This is a genomic window from Massilia sp. MP_M2 (genome assembly GCF_039123635.1).
In the GTDB taxonomy this organism is placed as follows: domain Bacteria; phylum Pseudomonadota; class Gammaproteobacteria; order Burkholderiales; family Burkholderiaceae_D; genus Telluria.
On sequence record NZ_JBCHJF010000002.1, the window covers coordinates 353426 to 371546 of the forward strand.

Sequence of the window (18121 nt, forward strand, 5' to 3'; positions counted from 1 at the left end):
CGGTATGGTGTTCCTCACGCTTTGCACCCTCAAAGCATCAACGTCATGCGGGAGTCGCCCACAACGCCCCGTCCGCCATGGCACGCTTTCATTTGTAGGCAGTTTGCTCCGACCCGTGCCACAAGCGCGAGAGATGCGTCCAACCGCTACAAACACTCAAGCCTAACGAGTTGCGCCCAGCGTCAATGCGTACGGTCCCTACGGCGACCCGAACCATCGACGTGCACGCAGAAAGAAGTGGAGCCTGAGGGTTGTAAGCGCAGCACGCATTTCGCCAGGAACGAGCATCCGATCAATCAACCCTATGGGTTTTGAAAGGAATGGTTATGAGTTTCGATCCAACAGTCCCCATCACGGGCGCTGAAATTGTTGTCCGTTGTCTGGCAGAAGAGGGCGTGAAGCACGTTTTCGGTTATCCGGGCGGCGCTGTCCTCTATATCTACGACGCGATCTTCCAGCAAGATAAATTCCAGCACGTTCTCGTGCGCCACGAACAAGCTGCGGTGCATGCTGCTGACGCCTATTCGCGCAGCTCGAACACCGTGGGCGTCGCTCTCGTCACGTCCGGCCCTGGCGTCACCAATGCCGTCACCGGCTTGTCGACCGCCTATATGGATTCGATTCCGATGGTCGTGATTTCGGGCCAGGTCCCGAGCCACGCGATCGGCCAGGATGCATTCCAGGAATGCGACACGGTCGGCATCACCCGCCCGGTGGTCAAGCACAACTTCCTGGTCAAGGACGTGCGCGACCTGGCCTCGACGATCAAGAAAGCCTTCTTCATCGCCCGCACCGGCCGGCCCGGTCCTGTGCTGGTCGATATCCCGAAGGACATCACGGTCAACAAATGCCTGTTCGAGTACCCGCGCGAGATCGAGATGCGCTCGTACCGTCCGGTCGACAAGGGCCACGTTGGCCAGATCCGCAAAGCGGTCGCGCTGCTGCAGAACGCCGAGCGGCCGATGATCTATGCGGGCGGCGGCGTCATCCTGGCCAATGCCTCGAATGAGCTCAATCGCATGGTCGAGACGACCGGCTTCCCGATCACGAACACGCTGATGGGGCTGGGCGCGTCGCGTTCGTCCGATCCGCAGTTCGTCGGCATGCTGGGCATGCACGGCACCTACGAAGCGAACATGGCCATGCAGCACTGCGATGTCTTGATCGCCATCGGCGCGCGCTTCGACGACCGCGTAATCGGCAACCCCAAGCATTTCGCCTCGCATCCGCGCAAGATCATCCATATCGACATCGATCCATCGTCGATTTCCAAGCGCGTCAAGGTCGATATCCCGATCGTCGGCAACGTCAAGGACGTCCTGATCGAACTGCTCTCGCAGCTCGACGCTGGTAATGGTCACGCCAATGCGCCTGCGCTGCAAAGCTGGTGGAAGCAGATCGCCGAATGGCGTGGCCGCGACTGCCTCGCGTATGCAAGCTCCGACACGCTGATCAAGCCGCAGGCCGTGATCCAGCAACTGCACAAGGTCACCGGTGGCGACGCGTTCATCACGTCCGACGTCGGCCAGCACCAGATGTGGGCCGCGCAGTACTACCCGTTCGACAAGCCGCGCCGCTGGATCAATTCCGGTGGCCTGGGCACGATGGGCGTGGGCCTGCCGTTCGCGATGGGCGTGCAGATGGCCAATCCGGACGCCACCGTGGCCTGCGTCACCGGCGAAGGCTCGATCCAGATGTGCATCCAGGAGCTTGCCACCTGCAAGCAATACCACCTGACGCCAAAGATCATCCTGCTGAACAACCGCTTCCTGGGCATGGTCCGTCAGTGGCAGCAGATCGACTACGGTTCGCGCTATTCCGAGTCGTACATGGATTCGCTGCCCGACTTCGAAAAGCTGGCCGAGGCCTATGGCCACGTTGGCATGAAAATCGAAAAGCCGGGCGATGTCGACGGCGCGCTGCGCGATGCGTTCGCCATGAAAGACCGCCTGGTGTTCATGAACTTCATCACCGACCAGAGTGAAAACGTGTGGCCGATGGTCAAGGCGGGCCGCGGCCTGAACGAAATGCTGCTCGGCTCGGAGGACCTGTAAATGCGCCATATTATTTCTGTCCTGCTGGAGAACGAAGCCGGTGCGCTCTCGCGCGTGGTCGGCCTGTTCTCGGCGCGCGGCTACAACATCGAAACGCTGACCGTGGCGCCGACCGAAGACGCGACGCTGTCACGCATGACGATCGTGACGTCCGGCTCGGACGACATCATCGAGCAGATCACGAAGCACCTGAACCGCCTGATCGAGGTCGTCAAGGTGGTTGACCTGACCGAAGGCCAGCACATCGAGCGCGAGCTCATGCTGATCAAGGTGCGCGCGGTTGGCAAGGAGCGCGAAGAAATGAAGCGCACCGCCGATATCTTCCGTGGCCGCGTCATCGACGTCACCGAAAAGACCTACACGATCGAGCTGACCGGCGCCAAATCGAAACTGGATGCCTTCATCGACGCCATCGACCGCGCCTCGATCCTCGAGACCGTGCGCACCGGCGGCTCGGGCATCGGCCGCGGCGAACGCATTCTGAAAGTTTGAGCAACGCTCAACATCACACAATTCAAATTCAATAACAGGACAAAAAAAATGAACGTTTTCTACGACAAGGACTGCGACCTCTCCCTCATCAAGGGCAAGAACGTTGCCATCATCGGTTACGGCTCGCAAGGCCATGCGCACGCGCAGAACCTGAGCGAATCGGGTGTCAATGTCACCGTCGGCCTGCGCCGCGGCGGCGCCTCGTGGGGCAAGGTCGAGCAAGCCGGCCTGAAAGTGGCAGAAGTCGATGAAGCCGTGAAAAACGCCGACGTCATCATGATCCTGCTGCCGGACGAAAACATCGCCGAAGTCTACAAGCAGAACATCGAGCCGAACGCGAAGCAGGGCGCGGTGCTGGCCTTCGCTCACGGTTTCAACGTCCACTATGGCCAGGTTGTCCCACGCGCCGACCTCGACGTGATCATGGTCGCCCCAAAAGCGCCGGGCCACACAGTGCGCGGTACCTACACGCAAGGTGGCGGCGTGCCGCACCTGATCGCCGTGTACCAGGACAAATCGGGCGCCGCACGTGATATCGCCATGTCGTACGCCATGGCCAACGGCGGCGGCCGCGCCGGCATCATCGAGACCAACTTCCGCGAAGAAACCGAGACCGACCTGTTCGGCGAGCAGGCCGTGCTGTGCGGCGGCGCGGTCGAACTGATCAAGGCGGGCTTCGAGACGCTGACCGAAGCCGGTTACGCGCCGGAGATGGCGTACTTCGAGTGCCTGCACGAACTGAAACTGATCGTCGATCTGATCTATGAAGGCGGCATCGCCAACATGAACTACTCGATCTCGAACAACGCGGAGTACGGCGAATACGTCACCGGCCCGCGCGTCGTGACCGAAGACACCAAGAACGCGATGCGCCAGTGCCTGAAGGACATCCAGACCGGCGAATACGCCAAGAGCTTCATCCTGGAAAACAAGGCTGGCGCACCAACCCTGATCTCGCGCCGTCGCCTGACCGCCGAGCACCCGATCGAAGAAGTCGGCGCGAAGCTGCGCGCGATGATGCCGTGGATCGCGAAGAACAAGCTGGTGGATCAGTCGAAGAACTAAGTTTGCGGCCAGACCATCGCGTGCGGTGGTGTGGCGTTGGCAATCAACGCGTGGACGGCAGAGCCGTCCACCCTACGTATGCGTGGCATGGAGAATCCGGCCGCACGCACATCGTAGGGTGGACGGGTCTCCCGTCCACGCGTTCATCTAACGATTGCCAACACGTTTCAAAAGCTACTCATTTGCAACTGTCCATTACAAATTACCGATGTTTTCCCTGTGCAAGGTATCGTATAACCAAGTTAGACATTCGTCGCAACTCACAGGAGAACAATAATGGCATTCACCAAATCCCTCGTCGCCGCCGCCCTCGTGCTGGCCTTCAGCGCTGCCCAGGCGCAGACCGCGTCGTCCGCTGCAACGACCGGCACCATGGTCGTGGTGCCGGCCTTTGGCGAAGTCAGGCATGCCAATGACGAAGCGACGATCACCTTCGCCGTCGAAGAGCACGACAAGGACAAGAACGCCGCCGCCGACCGCGTCAATCGCAAGATGAAAGAGGGCACCGAGATCGTACGCCGCGCCGATCCGAAGGCCGAACTGAAAACCCAGGGCTACTACACGTACCCGGTGTATCCGGAAGTGCAGCCACAGCCGGTTGGCCGCGTGGTCGCGCCGGTCAAGCCGGTGCCGATCGCCTGGCGCGTCGGCCAGTACCTGGAAGTCAAGACCACGAATCTGGCTGCGCTGCCCAAAACGGCCGCCGCCGCGCAGAAGGTTCTGCAGATCAATAACATCAACTTTGGCCTGACCCCGGCGACCGAAAAGCGCCTCGACGACCAGCGCATTGCCGCCACCTACCAGAACCTGAACGAGCGCATCGTCTCGATCGCCAAAGCAATGGGCCGCCAGCCGGGCGACGCCGTGCTCGATACGGTCGACTTCGAAGGCTCGGGCAATTACGCGGGCGGTGCCGAGGCGGCGCCCGCCATGATGATGCGTTCGAGTGCCAAGCGCGAGATGGACGATGGCATGGCCGAACCGAGCTTTGAACCAGGCGAAACCACGCTGCAGATGCGCCTGGTGGGCAAGGTCAAGTTCAAATAAGCCATCATCCGGCACGGTCGTGTTCAAGTAAGCGCCATGCAATTGCCAACCGGGTTAGCGTAGTGTTTCGCTAACACGGGTCCCGCCTCTATAATGGCTGGGAACAGTCGCTCGGCGGCTCACTTGAATACGATTGCTTATGCCAACTTTTCCACGAAGAAGAACACCAGGGACCCCGCCCAAAGGTCCACGATTCTCCCGCCTGAAAAAGCGTTTCGGGACCCGTACGCAAGCACGCGCGGCCGGTGAGCGGGGCCGCGGCATCTACCTGCTGCCGAACGCCTTTACCACCGCCGCGCTGTTCTGCGGGTTCTACGCCATCGTCATGGCGATGAACCAGCGCTTCGACCAGGCCTGCTGGGCCGTGTTCATCGCGATGATTCTCGATGGCTTGGACGGGCGCATCGCGCGCCTGACCAATACCCAGTCCGAATTCGGCGCCCAATACGACAGCCTGGCCGACATGGTGTCGTTCGGCGCCGCGCCCGCGCTCGTGATCTATGAATGGTCGCTGCGCGGCATGGGCAAGATGGGCTGGCTGGCCGCCTTCATCTACTGCGCCTGCGCCGCCTTGCGCCTGGCGCGTTTCAACACCAATATCGAAGTCGTTGACAAGCGCTTCTTCCAGGGCTTGCCCAGCCCGGCCGCAGCGGCGCTCGTGATCGGCTTCATCATGATGATGATCGACCCGGACATCAGCGTCAGCGCGCGCAAGGTCGACTGGGTGTCGTGGTGCATCACGGTGTTTGCCGGCCTGACGATGGTGTCGAACGTGCCGTTCTACAGTTTCAAGGACATCAACTTCCGCAAGTCGGTGCCGTTCATCGCGGTGTTCCTGATTGCGCTGGTGCTGGCCTTGCTGGCGATCGATCCCCCCAAGGTGCTGTGGCCGATCTTCGTGATCTACGGCCTCTCGGGTTACGCCGTGTATGTGTGGCAGCGTGCCAAGGGCAAGCGGGTCAGCATCATCCCGCTCGACGACGCCGACGACGACCTTCACCGCTGACCCCCGGCCGCCCGCAACCATGAGAATTCCTTACTTCGCGGCCTGCGCCGCCGCCGTCCTGCTCCTGTCGGGGCTGCTTGCTGCCTGCTCGCCGCTGTCGCTCGTCAACGCGGTCTCGCCAAGCGGCGCCTCGCGCACGGTGGCCTCGGCCGCCTACGGCACCAACCCACGCCACGTGCTCGATATCTACCGCCCTGAAAACTGGACCGGCCCTGCGCCCGTCATCGTGTTCTATTACGGTGGCAACTGGGTCGACGGCGAGCGGGGCGACTATGCGTTCGTCGGCCGCGCGCTGGCGGCGCGTGGTTTCGTGGTGGTCATTCCCGACTACCGTCTGTATCCGCAGGTGCGCTACCCGGACTTTCTGACCGACAGCGCAGAAGCGCTGGCCTGGACCTCGCGCCGGATCAAGGCGTATGGTGGCGATCCGAAGCGAATCTATGCGATGGGCCACAGCGCCGGCGCCTACAACGCGGCGATGCTGGCGCTCGACCCGCGCTGGCTTCGGGCGCAGGGCACGGCCCCGAGCATCCTGCGCGGCTGGATCGGCATGGCCGGCCCGTACAACTTCCTGCCGATTGAGAATCTAACGACGCGCCCGGTGTTCCTGTATCCGGATACGCCGCGCGATTCGCAGCCGATCAACCACGTGACGATCAATGCGCCGCCGGCGCTCCTGATCGCGGCGCGCAACGATGCGACGGTCGACCCGGAGCGCAACACCGGCGCGCTGGCTGACCGGCTGCGCGCGACAGGCGTGCCGGTGCGCGAGGTGAGCTTTACGGGCGTGAACCATGTCACGCTGCTCGCGACGCTATCGAGCTCGCTGCGCCGCCTGGCGCCGTCGCTCGACGCGATCGAAGACTTCGTGCACAGCGACGGCGGGCGCAAGCTGCCGCAGGCGCGCTAAGCCAACTTACACCGCAGCCCCTACCAGGAGCTGCGGTCCCTTGGCTCGTACATCGGGTCCGGCCCGTTCATCATCTGGCGTACGACGCCCCCCTCGTCGAAATGCACGTGCATCAGCGAGTTCCAGACGCCGGCTTCCTTGTAGCGGTACGACCAGACCTCGTAGTTCTGCATCGCCACGCGCGAGCGTTCGGCAGGGCGCCCGATCGTGCGCAAGACCTGCTCCTTGGTCGCCTGGTCGATCTTGAGCGTGGCAAATTTTTCGCCGGTCAGTACCTGCTCGTAGGCGGTCAAGCGGCCATCGGGGCCAAGGCGTGCCATCCATGTGTACTGGCCCATCGGCCCCGTCGCGTATTCGAGCGAGCGCGCCGCGCCGTCGGCATCGACGTAGATAGACGTCGGCTTGCCGAGCTTGGCCTGGACCACATCGGCCGTTTCGCCCGGCAGCGGGGCAGGGCGCGTGGCGCACGCCGCCAGCAGCAGCGTGGCGGCCAGCGTTGTTATTTTCATCATCGGGTGCATTATTTTTTCCTTTACATGGCGGCAGGGCGGGCAAACGCTGGTGGCTACCCGCGTTTTGCACTATACTTGCCGGTCTGTCCGAATCCGGGCAGGCATCTAATCAATCACGGTGCGCTGGGTTGCGACTCTTGCACCGCATGTGAAAGGTAACATCATGACCGTAGAAACTCTGAACAAAGCCGCGATTATCGCGGACAACGCACGTGGCGAAAAAGACACCGGTTCGCCGGAAGTGCAAGTTGCACTGCTGACCGCACGCATCAACGACCTGAACGGCCACTTCAAGGCCCACCAGAAAGATCACCACTCGCGTCGTGGTCTGATCATGATGGTCAACCGTCGTAAGAGCCTGCTGTCGTACCTGAAGAACAAAGATCTGAACCGTTACCGCGACCTGATCGCCAAACTGGGCCTGCGTAAGTAATTCGTTTGCGCCAGACGGTTTAAGTCTCAAGATGCCTGCGCCAGTTCACTGTCGCGGGCATTTTTCGTTTTTGAGCTGTTTGTTTGTTGTTGCAAGGCTGCTTCTCTCCTGAGCGGCCCGTGGTGAGAGGTGAACGACAGCACCTGAAAATCTGTCGGCAAAATGAAAGGGATACCCCATGTTTAACAAAGTTACGAAAACCTTCCAGTACGGTCAACACACTGTCACCCTGGAAACGGGCGAAATCGCGCGCCAGGCAAGCGGCGCCGTCGTGGTGTCGGTTGAAGATACCGTCGTGCTGGCAACCGTGGTCGCACGCAAGGATGCCAAGCCAGGCCAGGACTTCTTCCCGCTGACCGTCGACTACCTCGAGAAAACGTATGCTGCGGGTAAAATCCCGGGCGGTTTCTTCAAGCGCGAAGGCCGTCCTTCCGAGAAAGAAACGCTCACCTCGCGCCTGATCGACCGTCCAATCCGTCCGCTGTTCCCGGAAGGCTACCTGAACGAAGTCCAGGTCATCATTCACGTGCTGTCGGTCAACCCTGAAATCGATCCGGACATCCCTGCGATGATCGGCGCTTCGGCCGCCCTGTGCATCGCTGGCATCCCGTTCAGTGGCCCGATCGGCGCCGCGCGCGTCGGCTACGCAAATGGCCAGTACATCCTGAACCCGACCACCACCGAGCTGAAGACTTCGCTGATGGACCTGGTCGTGGCCGGTACCGAAACCGCCGTCCTGATGGTCGAATCCGAAGCCAAGCAATTGTCTGAAGAAATCATGCTGGGCGCCGTCGTGTTCGGTCATGACCAGATGAAAGTCGTGATCGATGCGATCCACGACCTGGTCGCCGAAGGCGGCAAGCCGGAAGTCGAATGGGCGCCGGCGCCAAAGAACGAAGAACTGATCGCCCGTATCGGCGAACTGGCTGGCGCGAAAGTGCGCGATGCATACCAGACCCGCGAAAAATCGGCGCGCCAGCAAAAGCTGAAGTCGCTGTCGTCGGAAGTCATCGCTGAGCTGAATGCCGCTGGCGTGACCTTTGACTCGGGCGACGTCGGCAACATCCTGTTCGACATGGAAGCCAAGGTCGTGCGTTCGCAGATCCTGGAAGGCGAGCCACGCATCGACGGTCGCGACACCCGCACCGTGCGTCCGATCTCGATCCGTTCGAGCGTGCTGCCACGCACCCACGGTTCGGCCCTGTTCACCCGCGGTGAAACGCAGGCGCTGGTCGTTGCCACGCTGGGCACCGCCCGCGACAGCCAGAAGATCGACGCGCTGATGGGCGAGTACACCGATTCGTTCATGATGCACTACAACATGCCTCCGTTCGCCACCGGCGAAACCGGCCGCGTCGGTACGCCGAAGCGCCGCGAAGTCGGCCACGGCCGTCTGGCCAAGCGCGCGCTGATCGCTGCGCTGCCGGATCCGGAAGACTTCAGCTACTCGGTGCGCCTGGTCTCGGAAATCACCGAGTCGAACGGTTCGTCGTCGATGGCCTCGGTCTGCGGCGGCTGCCTGGCACTGATGGACGCTGGTGTGCCGATGAAATCGCACGTGGCCGGTATCGCCATGGGCCTGATCAAGGAAGGCGGCAAATTCGCCGTGCTGTCGGACATCCTGGGCGATGAAGATCACCTGGGCGACATGGACTTCAAGGTGGCCGGTACCGCAGCAGGCATCACCGCGCTGCAGATGGACATCAAGATCCAGGGCATCACCAAGGAAATCATGCAGGTGGCACTGGCGCAAGCCAAAGAAGGCCGTCACCATATCCTGGGCGAAATGCAGAAGGCCATGCCAACCGTGAAGACCGAACTGTCGGACTTCGCACCACGCCTGATCACCATCCGCATCAATCCAGAGAAGATCCGTGACGTCATCGGCAAGGGCGGCGCTGTCATCCGCGCACTGACCGAAGAGACCGGCACCCAGATCGACATCAGCGACGAAGGCGTGGTCACGATCGCGTCGGTCGACGCTGCCGCCGGCCAGGAAGCCAAGCGCCGCATCGAAGAGCTGACCGCATCGGTCGAAGTGGGCAAGACCTACGACGGCACCGTGCTGAAACTGCTGGACTTCGGCGCGATCGTGCAAGTCATGCCAGGCAAGGATGGCCTGCTGCACATCTCGCAGATCGCCAACGAGCGTGTCAACGCCGTTGCCGATTACCTGAAAGAAGGCCAGCAAGTGCGCGTCAAGGTCCTCGAGACCGACGAGCGCGGCCGTCTGAAGCTGTCGATGAAGGCGGCTGATCCGGTTGAAGGCGCAGCGGTGTAATCACGCTGCAGGCAACGGAAGCGGCTCGCCGCTTCCGCTCTTAAAAACCGCCAGAGCGTGAGCCTGGCGGTTTTTTTATTGCATGATTATGTCTGTTTCCGCACTGAATAGTTTTACACGCAACCGTATGCTGGGCGCGTGAATTGGGTAAATACAGTTCACGGGCCTGCAGACATGGGCACCTAACCTGCCATGTCTGCAAGAATTATCGTAATACCGGACGAGCCGCCGCGGTCGGACGCCCCGGGAACAGGCATTGCAGAATCATGACGGCCCAGAAACAGACGCACGACGACGGAATGACCCGCGACATTCCTGGCAACACGAAGAAAAAGCGCAGAGGCCCGCCCTTGTCGGTGGCGGCATGGAAACAGTTCGTCAGCGTCGCCAAGCCGTACTGGCTGGGCGATGAGCGCAAGCGGGCATGGCTGCTGATGGCACTGTTGATCGTGCTGATGCTGGTGGAAACCAAGCTCGCCGTGATGCTCAACGACCAGGCCGGCGAGCTGACGTCGGCGCTGGCCGGCAAGGACCGTGACCGTTTCTGGGGCGCGGTGCAGGCATGCCTGATCGTGCTGGCATTCGCCGTACCGATCTACGCGTTCTATTACTATATGCGCGACCTGTTCGCCAACAAGTGGCGGCGCTGGCTGACGCGGCGTTTTCTCGATGGTTACGTGGGCGGCCGCAAATACTACGAGCTGGGCTCGAACCAGGAGATCGACAACCCCGACCAGCGCATCTGCGAGGATGTGAACACCTTCACGGGCCGCTCCGTCCACTTCATGCTGATCTTCCTGGGTTCGCTGATGCAGCTGGTGGCCTTCAGCGCCGTGCTGTGGTCGATCTCGCACGTGCTCGTTGGCGTCCTGGTGGCTTACGCGCTGTTGGGCACGATCATCGCACTGGTGGTCTTTGGCAATCCGCTGATCCACCTGAACTTCTGGCAGTTGCGGCGCGAAGCCGATTTTCGTTTCAGCCTGATCCGGCTGCGCGAGAATGCCGAGTCGATTGCCTTCTATGGCGGCGAGGCGCAGGAGCGCGCGCACATCGACAGCAAGTTCAACAAGGTCATCCATAATTTTTCGCGCCTGATCAAGAAGCAGCGCGCGCTCAACCTGTTCCAGCGTACGTTCAGCCAGCTCACGCTGGTGCTGCCGTTCGTGATCCTGGCCGATGCCGTGCTGTCGGGCGAGCTTGAAGTTGGGCGTGCGGTGCAGGCGGCCGGCGCCTTCACGGCGGTGCTGGCGGCGGTGGGCGTCATCGTCGACAACTTCGAAAGCCTGAGCCGTTTCGTCGCCGGCATTGGCCGCTTGCAGACCTTGTCCATGCATGTGATGCCCGAGCCGCCGGCCGGCAATCCGTGCGACACGCAGGCGCGCATCACACGCACGCCTGGCGACCATCTCGCACTCGAGTCACTGACCTTGTGTCCGCCGCAGTCCGATCGCGTGCTGATCAAGGAGTTGACGCTGTCCCTGAAGCCGGGCGACGCATTGCTGATCAATGGCGACAGCGGCTGCGGCAAGAGCTCGCTGCTGCGCGCCATTGCCGGGCTCTGGCACAAGGGCAGCGGGGTGATCCACCACCCGCCGCGCGAGGATTTCTTCTTCCTGCCGCAGCAGCCGTATCTGCAGCCGGGCACCCTGCGCAGCCAGCTGATCTATCCAAGCACCCACACCTCGCTGAGCGACGCGCAGTTGATCGACATTCTGGAGCAAGTGCACCTGCCGTATCTGGCAGGGCGCGTCGGGGGCCTGGACGCCACCCTCGACTGGGAAAAGCTGCTGTCGATCGGCGAGCAGCAGCGCCTGGCATTTGGTCGCGTGCTGGTGCACGAGCCAGCCATCGTGATCCTGGACGAAGCCACCAGCGCGCTCGATAGTGCCAATGAATCGTCGCTGTACAAGCGCCTGCGCGACAAGGGCACGACGCTGGTCAGCGTCGCGCACCGCGCCGGCGTGCTGCGCCACCATACCCACGTATTGTGGCTGACGGGCGACGGCGGCTGGGAAGTGCATCCGGCGGCCGACTATCAGTTCGATGTGTCGGCGCCTGCGCGTAGCAGCGTCCAGGAAGCGCAGTCTGTCCCGCATTCCCGTACCAGCGTCCTGGTCGATTAATCGTGGTACGACGATATTGCTTGACCCTCCAGCAGCTACAGGGTATTTAATGGGATATGGCGCGCCGATCATCCGGTCGCGCGCCGTTCGATAACGACCGATCCGATGCGCCGTCTTTTCCTCATCCTGCTGCTGTTTGCCATGCCTTTCCAGGCCGCCTGGGCGGCGGGTGCTGCCTATTGCACGCACAATGAAAAGACCATGCACCCGGGCCACCACACCCACAAGCATGCGCCGTCGTCGACCTCGTCGTCGTCCACAGCCGCAAACCAGGACGATGCCAGCCCCGCCGACCCGTGCAGCGACTGCGACGCCTGCCACCATCTGTCGGCCAGCGCGGTGCTGTCGTCGCAACCCAATCTGCCCCTGCCCAAGGGGGCGCCGCATCTGCGCGGCGAAACACGGCGCTACGTCTCGCACGTGCCCGACCTGATCCCGCCACCCGACCGCCTGCTGCGCATCTAGCGCGGCGAACATCCATCGTTGGCCCGCCACGCGCGGCCGCCCGATTGCCTTCGCCGGACATTCACCCGTTCGGAGCACCATCATGAAACACCGTTTAACACCGCCGCTGGCGGCGTTTGCCCTTGCGTGCGCGCTGGCAAACGCTGGCCTGCCGCTGGCCGCCCAGGCGGCGCCCATGGCCGCCGCCGTGGCCGCCCCCCTGCAACCCTTGACACTCGACGCGGCCATCGCGCTGGCGCTGCGTTTCAACCCGACGCTACGCGCTGCTGGTAATGAAGTTGCCGCGCAACAGGGCGCGCTGGCCCAGGCCGGGGCGCGCCCCAATCCCGAACTCGAACTGCTGCGCGAAGGCGAGCGCAGCGACAACCGCACGCTCACGGCGCTGTTGACCATTCCGGTCGAACTGGGCGGCAAGCGCGCCGCGCGCATCGATGTGGCGCGCCAGGAAGGCCAACTGGCGGCGCTGGCGCTGAACGCCGAGCAGGCGCGCGTGCGCGCCGATGTGATTGCCGCGTTTTACGAGGTCGTGGCTGCGCTGGCGCGTGAACGCATGGCGCAGGAACTGGTCGGCCTTGCAGGCCGGGCACTGGAGGCTGCCGGCAAGCGGGTCGACGCCGGCACCTTGTCGCCCGTCGAGCAAACCCGCGCCCGCGTGGCGCAGGGCAGCGCGCGCATCGAGGCGCTGCAGGCGGGGCGCGCGCTGGAAACGGCGCGGTTCCAGCTCGCTGCGTTGTGGGCCGGCGAGGCGCGCGGGCTCGTGGTCGTCGAACCGGACGCCGTCACGCTGCCCACGCTGCCGCCGCTGGAGCGGTTGCTGGCGCAACTGGACGCCGCGCCCGGCATGCGCCAGGCCGGCGCGAACCTCAAGCACCGGCAGGCGCTGGCCAGGCTTGAACAGGCGCGCCGCACGCCGGACGTCAACGTGATCGTCGGCGCCCAGCGTGAAGGGCAAGACGCCCGCAACAGAACGGTACTGGGTCTGTCGGTGCCGCTGCCGCTGTTCGACCGCAACCACGGCGCGGTCCTCGAAGCGCTGCGCCGCGTTGACAAGGCGCAGGATGAACAGGCTGCACAGGGCGCCCGGTTGCGCGCCGAACTGGGTCAGGCCCATGCGCGCCTTGGCACCGCGCTGGCCGAATGCGCGCTGATCGCCGCCGACGTCCTGCCCGGCGCGCAGGACGCGCAGCGCGCCGCCAGCCGTGGCTTCGCGCTTGGCAAGTTCGGACTGATCGACGTGCTCGACGCCCAGCGCGTGCTGGCCCAATCCACTTACCAATACCTCAATGCCGTCGCCGAGAGCCATCGCGCGCAGGCCGATATCGCACGCCTGCTGGGACAAGCAGCCGTGCAGGAGAACCCATGAACAAACAGCAAACCCGCATCATCGTCATCATGCTGGCCATCGCGCTGGCGCTGGCCGCCTTCGTTCTGCTGCGCGACCGCGCGCAGCCGGCAGGAGACGAGCACGGCGAACATGACGAACAGGCCGAACGGGCCGAACAGGCTGAAGCAAAAGACGCAGCGCACGCTGACGACGGCGTCATCCACTTCACACCCAACCAGATCACGGTGGCCGGCATCACGCTCGCTTCGGCCGGTCCGAAGCATCTGGACACCTTCATTCGCATGCCGGGCCAGATCGCGCTGAACGAAGACCGCACCGCCCACGTGACGCCGCGCGCGGCCGGTTCGGTGCGCGACGTCAGCGCCGACCTGGGCCAGCAGGTACGCAAGAACCAGGTACTGGCCAGCATTGCCAGCGCCGACATCGCCGGCCAGCGCGGCGCGCTGACGGCGGCGCAGAAGCGGGTCGACTATGCGCGCAGGATTGTTGCGACCGAGCGCACGCTGTGGGAAGAAAAGATCACGGCGCGACAAGATCTGCTGAAAGCCGAGCAGGAACTGATCGAGGCCGAAGTTGCGCGCGACACCGTGCGCCAGCAATTGCAGGCACTTGGCGCAGGCGGTGCTGGCGGCTCGAACCTGCTCGCGATCCGCGCGCCGTTTGACGGCATCATCGTCGAAAAGCACATCACGCTGGGCGAAGTGGTGGGCGCCGATACGCGCGTGTTCACGCTGACTGATTTGTCGACCGTGTGGGCCGACGTGGTGGTGCCGGCGCGCGACCTGGACATCGTGCGGGTCGGCACGACCGCCGTGATCCGTTCGATTGCATCAAGCACGACAGCGCCTGGCAAGGTGAGTTTTGTCAGTTCGCTGGTGGGCGAGGCGTCGCGTTCGGCCAAGGCCCGCGTGGTGCTGGCCAACCCGGGCGCCGCCTGGCGGCCCGGCCTGGCCGTGAACGTCGACATCGTCACCGGCTCGAGCGACGTGCCGGTGGCCGTCGCGCGCGAAGCGATCCAGACGGTCGAGACGCGTCAGGTGGTCTACAAGCGCGTCAAGGAAGGTTTCATCGCGCAGCCGGTCAGCACCGGGCGCGCAGATGGGCGCTTCATCGAGATCACGGCCGGCCTGAATCCGGGCGAGACCTATGCCGCCGGCGGCAGCTTCACGATCAAGGCCGAACAGGGCAAAGGCGAGGCCACCCATGCACACTGACCTGCAAGCCTCCACCTGGTTCGACCGTCTCATTACGCTCAGTATCGAACGGCGCTGGCTCGTGCTATTGGCCGTGCTGGCGATGGCCGCCATCGGTATCTACAACTATGGCCGTTTGCCGATCGACGCCGTGCCTGACGTGACCAACGTCCAGGTGCAGATCAACACGGCCGTGCCGGGCTACTCGCCGCTCGAGGTCGAGCAGCGCATCACTTACCCGGTCGAGGCGGTGCTGGCCGGCCTGCCGGACCTGGAAACCTACCGCTCGCTGTCGCGCTATGGCCTGTCGCAGGTGACGGTGGTGTTCGACGAGGGCACCGACATCCACTTCGCGCGCCAGCTCGTGAGCCAGCGCCTGCAGGATGCACGCGAACACCTGCCGGCCGGCGTGGTGCCGGCGCTGGGCCCGATCGCCACGGGCCTGAGTGAAATCTATCAGTGGACCGTCGAGAGCGAGCCCGGTGCGAAGAAGCCCGATGGCACGCCCTACACACCGACCGACCTGCGCGAGATCCAGGACTGGATCATCAAGCCGCAACTGCGCTCGGTGCCGGGTGTCACCGAGATCAACTCGATCGGTGGCTTCGACAAGGAATACCTGGTGGCCCCGAACACGGCCACGCTGTCGTCGTACGGGCTGGAACTGGCCGACATCGTGCGCGCGCTCGAGCGCAACAACAGCAATGTCGGCGCCGGCTACATCGAGCGCGAGGGCGAGCAGTACCTGGTGCGCGCGCCGGGCCAGGCTGCGTCGATGGACGACATTGGCAATATCGTCGTCACCAGCGTCAACGGCATTCCGGTGCGCGTGCGCGACGTCGCCGAAGTGGGCATCGGGCGCGAGCTGCGCACTGGCGCTGCCACCGAGAACGGCGTCGAAGTGGTGCTGGGCACCGTGGTCATGCTGATTGGCGAGAACAGCCGCAAGGTGGCGCAGGCGGTCGACGAGCGCATGCTCGAGATCAATCGTAGCCTGCCCAAGGGCGTCAAGGCGGTCACCGTCTACGACCGCACGGTGCTGGTCGAGAAGGCGATTGCGACCGTGCGCAAGAACCTCATCGAAGGCGCCATCCTCGTCATCGCCGTGCTGTTTTTCTTTCTTGGGAATCTGCGCGCGGCGCTGCTGACTGCACTGGTGATTCCGCTGGCAATGCTGTTTACGTTCTCGGGCATGGTGGCCGGCGGCGTCAGCGCCAACCTGCTCAGCCTCGGTGCGCTGGACTTTGGCATCATCGTCGACGGCGCCGTCGTCATCGTCGAAAATTGCGTGCGCCGGCTGGCCGGCGCGCAGCACCGGCTCGGGCGTCTCTTGAGCCGCGAAGAGCGCTTTGCCGAAGTCTTCGCCGCCGCGCGCGAAGCCAGGCGGCCCCTGATCTATGGCCAGTTGATCATCATGATCGTCTACCTGCCCATCTTCGCGCTCACCGGCATCGAGGGCAAGATGTTTCATCCGATGGCGTTCACGGTGGTGTTCGCGCTGCTGGGCGCAATGATCCTGTCGGTGACGTTCGTGCCGGCCGCCGTGGCGCTGTTCATCGGTCGCAAGGTCGATGAAAAGGACAGCCGCGTCATGCTGGCCGCGCACCGCTGGTATGCACCGGCGCTCGACTACGCGCTGGCCAACCGCGCCGTGGTGCTGGTGTTTGCCGGCCTGGTGATCGCTCTGGCGGTGCTGATGGCCACGCGCCTGGGCCTGGAGTTCGCGCCGAATCTCGACGAGGGCGATATGGCGGTGCTGACGGTGCGTGTGCCGGGCACGAGCCTGACCCAGTCGGTCAAGATGCAGCAGCAGATCGAGACGACGCTGATGCGCGAGGTGCCCGAGATCGCGCGCGTGTTCGCCCGCATCGGCACGGCCGAAATCGCATCCGACCCGATGCCGCCCAGCGTGGCCGACAGTTACATCATCTTCAAGCCCGAGTCCGCGTGGCCCAAGCCGAAACGCTCGCGCGCCGCCGTGCAAAGCGCGATCCGCACGGCGCTCGAACGCCTGCCCGGCAACAGCTACGAATTCAGCCAGCCGATCCAGCTGCGCGTCAACGAACTGATCTCGGGCGTGCGCAGCGACGTCGCCGTCAAGCTGTTCGGCGACGACCTGGGCGTGCTGGAAGCGACCGCCGGCCAGATCGCGGCCAGCCTGCGCTCGGTACCCGGCGCGGCCGAGGTGCAGGTCGAGGCCACGTCCGGCCTGCCGATCCTGCAGATCCGGGTCGACCGCGAGCGCGCCGCGCGCATGGGCCTGAACATCGGCGACGTGCAGGAAATGATCGCGACTGCCACTGCCGGGCGCGTGGCCGGCACGCTGTTCGAGGGTGACCGCCGCTTCGACATCGTCGTGCGCCTGCCGGAAGAGATGCGCGCCGACATCGATGCGCTGCGTCGGCTGCCGGTGGCGTTGCCCGCCACGAGCGAGGGGGCACGCAGCTTCATCACGCTGGGCGAAATCGCCACCTTCGACGTCGCGCCCGGCCCGAACCAGTTGAGTCGCGAAGAAGGCAAGCGCCGCGTGGTCATCACCGCCAACGTGCGCGGGCGCGACATCGGCTCGTTCGTCGCGGCGGCGCAGGCGCGCATCGCCGAGGACGTGCGCATTGCGCCCGGCTACTGGACGGCCTGGGGCGGCCAGTTCGAAAACCTGACGACTGCCGCCGAGCGCCTGCGCCTGATCGTGCCGGCCTCGCTGTTGCTGGTGTTCGTGCTGCTGTACCTGGTCTTCAACAATCTGCGCGACGGCCTGCTGGTATTTACCGGGATTCCGTTTGCGCTGGCCGGCGGCGTGGCCGCGCTGTGGGCGCGCGGCATTCCGCTGTCGATGTCGGCGGCGGTGGGCTTCATCGCGTTGTCGGGGGTGGCGGTGCTCAATGGCCTGGTGCTGATTGCGTTCATCCGCAGCCTGCGCGAAGAGGGGATGTTACTACCCGAGGCAGTGCGCCATGGCGCACTGGCGCGCCTGCGACCGGTGCTGATGACGGCGCTGGTCGCCTCGCTCGGCTTCGTGCCGATGGCTCTCGCAACCGGCACCGGCGCCGAGGTCCAGCGCCCGCTCGCCACGGTGGTCATCGGTGGGGTCTTGTCGTCGACCGTGCTGACGCTGTTATTGCTGCCCGTGCTGTATCAGTGGACGCATCGCGCGGGCTTGCGAGGGGCTGGTAAAAATATCCTCTAGCCAACAGA

14 protein-coding genes are annotated in these 18121 nt (G+C 63.9%); 13 read left to right on the forward strand and 1 reads right to left on the reverse strand.

Annotated elements, in window-relative coordinates; all coding sequences use genetic code 11:
- Nucleotides 1-326: 326 nt before the first annotated feature.
- The 6 genes from RCH14_RS06410 (at nucleotide 327) to RCH14_RS06435 (ending at nucleotide 6574) form a co-directional block, all read left to right on the forward strand.
- Nucleotides 327-2054 carry an acetolactate synthase 3 catalytic subunit gene (locus RCH14_RS06410; protein ID WP_343025317.1) on the forward strand — a complete coding sequence of 576 codons (1728 nt, stop codon included), beginning with the start codon at nucleotides 327-329 and terminating at the stop codon, nucleotides 2052-2054.
- The gene (gene ilvN, locus RCH14_RS06415) at nucleotides 2055-2546 is read left to right on the forward strand and encodes an acetolactate synthase small subunit (protein WP_183555358.1); all 492 of its coding nucleotides are present in this window, start codon (nucleotides 2055-2057) and stop codon (nucleotides 2544-2546) included.
- 12 nt (nucleotides 2547-2558) lie between these two features.
- Complete coding sequence (gene ilvC, locus RCH14_RS06420; protein ID WP_343025546.1) at nucleotides 2559-3611, forward strand: ketol-acid reductoisomerase; 1053 nt, start codon at nucleotides 2559-2561, stop codon at nucleotides 3609-3611.
- A gap of 276 nt (nucleotides 3612-3887) precedes the next feature.
- Nucleotides 3888-4658 (forward strand): SIMPL domain-containing protein, encoded by a 771-nt coding sequence (locus RCH14_RS06425; RefSeq protein WP_343025318.1) that lies wholly within the window; start codon nucleotides 3888-3890, stop codon nucleotides 4656-4658.
- Nucleotides 4659-4797: 139 nt separating this feature from the next.
- Nucleotides 4798-5664 (forward strand): CDP-diacylglycerol--serine O-phosphatidyltransferase, encoded by an 867-nt coding sequence (gene pssA, locus RCH14_RS06430; protein ID WP_343025319.1) that lies wholly within the window; start codon nucleotides 4798-4800, stop codon nucleotides 5662-5664.
- A gap of 19 nt (nucleotides 5665-5683) precedes the next feature.
- Nucleotides 5684-6574, forward strand: a complete 891-nt coding sequence (locus tag RCH14_RS06435) for an alpha/beta hydrolase (protein WP_343025320.1) — start codon at nucleotides 5684-5686, stop codon at nucleotides 6572-6574.
- Nucleotides 6575-6594: 20 nt separating this feature from the next.
- Here the strand turns inward: RCH14_RS06435 and RCH14_RS06440 are convergent, their stop codons facing one another.
- Nucleotides 6595-7086: a hypothetical protein gene (locus RCH14_RS06440; protein ID WP_343025321.1), complete on the reverse strand. Its 492-nt coding sequence runs from the start codon at nucleotides 7084-7086 to the stop codon at nucleotides 6595-6597.
- A gap of 163 nt (nucleotides 7087-7249) precedes the next feature.
- Between RCH14_RS06440 and rpsO the strand changes: the two genes are divergently transcribed.
- From rpsO to RCH14_RS06475, 7 genes are all read left to right on the forward strand, one after another.
- Complete coding sequence (gene rpsO / locus RCH14_RS06445; protein ID WP_183555352.1) at nucleotides 7250-7519, forward strand: 30S ribosomal protein S15; 270 nt, start codon at nucleotides 7250-7252, stop codon at nucleotides 7517-7519.
- 178 nt (nucleotides 7520-7697) lie between these two features.
- Nucleotides 7698-9800, forward strand: a complete 2103-nt coding sequence (gene pnp, locus RCH14_RS06450) for a polyribonucleotide nucleotidyltransferase (RefSeq protein ID WP_343025322.1) — start codon at nucleotides 7698-7700, stop codon at nucleotides 9798-9800.
- Between the two features lie 266 nt (nucleotides 9801-10066).
- A complete protein-coding gene (locus RCH14_RS06455) occupies nucleotides 10067-11923 on the forward strand; it encodes an ABC transporter ATP-binding protein/permease (RefSeq protein WP_343025323.1) in 1857 nt (618 codons plus the stop codon).
- Nucleotides 11924-12028: 105 nt separating this feature from the next.
- Complete coding sequence (locus tag RCH14_RS06460; RefSeq protein ID WP_343025324.1) at nucleotides 12029-12388, forward strand: hypothetical protein; 360 nt, start codon at nucleotides 12029-12031, stop codon at nucleotides 12386-12388.
- Between the two features lie 82 nt (nucleotides 12389-12470).
- Nucleotides 12471-13751, forward strand: coding sequence for a TolC family protein (locus RCH14_RS06465; RefSeq protein WP_343025325.1), 1281 nt, complete (start codon nucleotides 12471-12473; stop codon nucleotides 13749-13751).
- A complete protein-coding gene (locus RCH14_RS06470; RefSeq protein ID WP_343025326.1) occupies nucleotides 13748-14947 on the forward strand; it encodes an efflux RND transporter periplasmic adaptor subunit in 1200 nt (399 codons plus the stop codon). Before RCH14_RS06465 ends, RCH14_RS06470 begins: the two co-directional genes overlap by 4 nt.
- Entirely contained in the window at nucleotides 14937-18113 is a 3177-nt protein-coding gene (locus RCH14_RS06475) for a CusA/CzcA family heavy metal efflux RND transporter (RefSeq protein WP_343025327.1), read from the forward strand. The genes RCH14_RS06470 and RCH14_RS06475 overlap by 11 nt, the downstream gene beginning before the upstream one ends.
- Nucleotides 18114-18121: the final 8 nt, after the last annotated feature.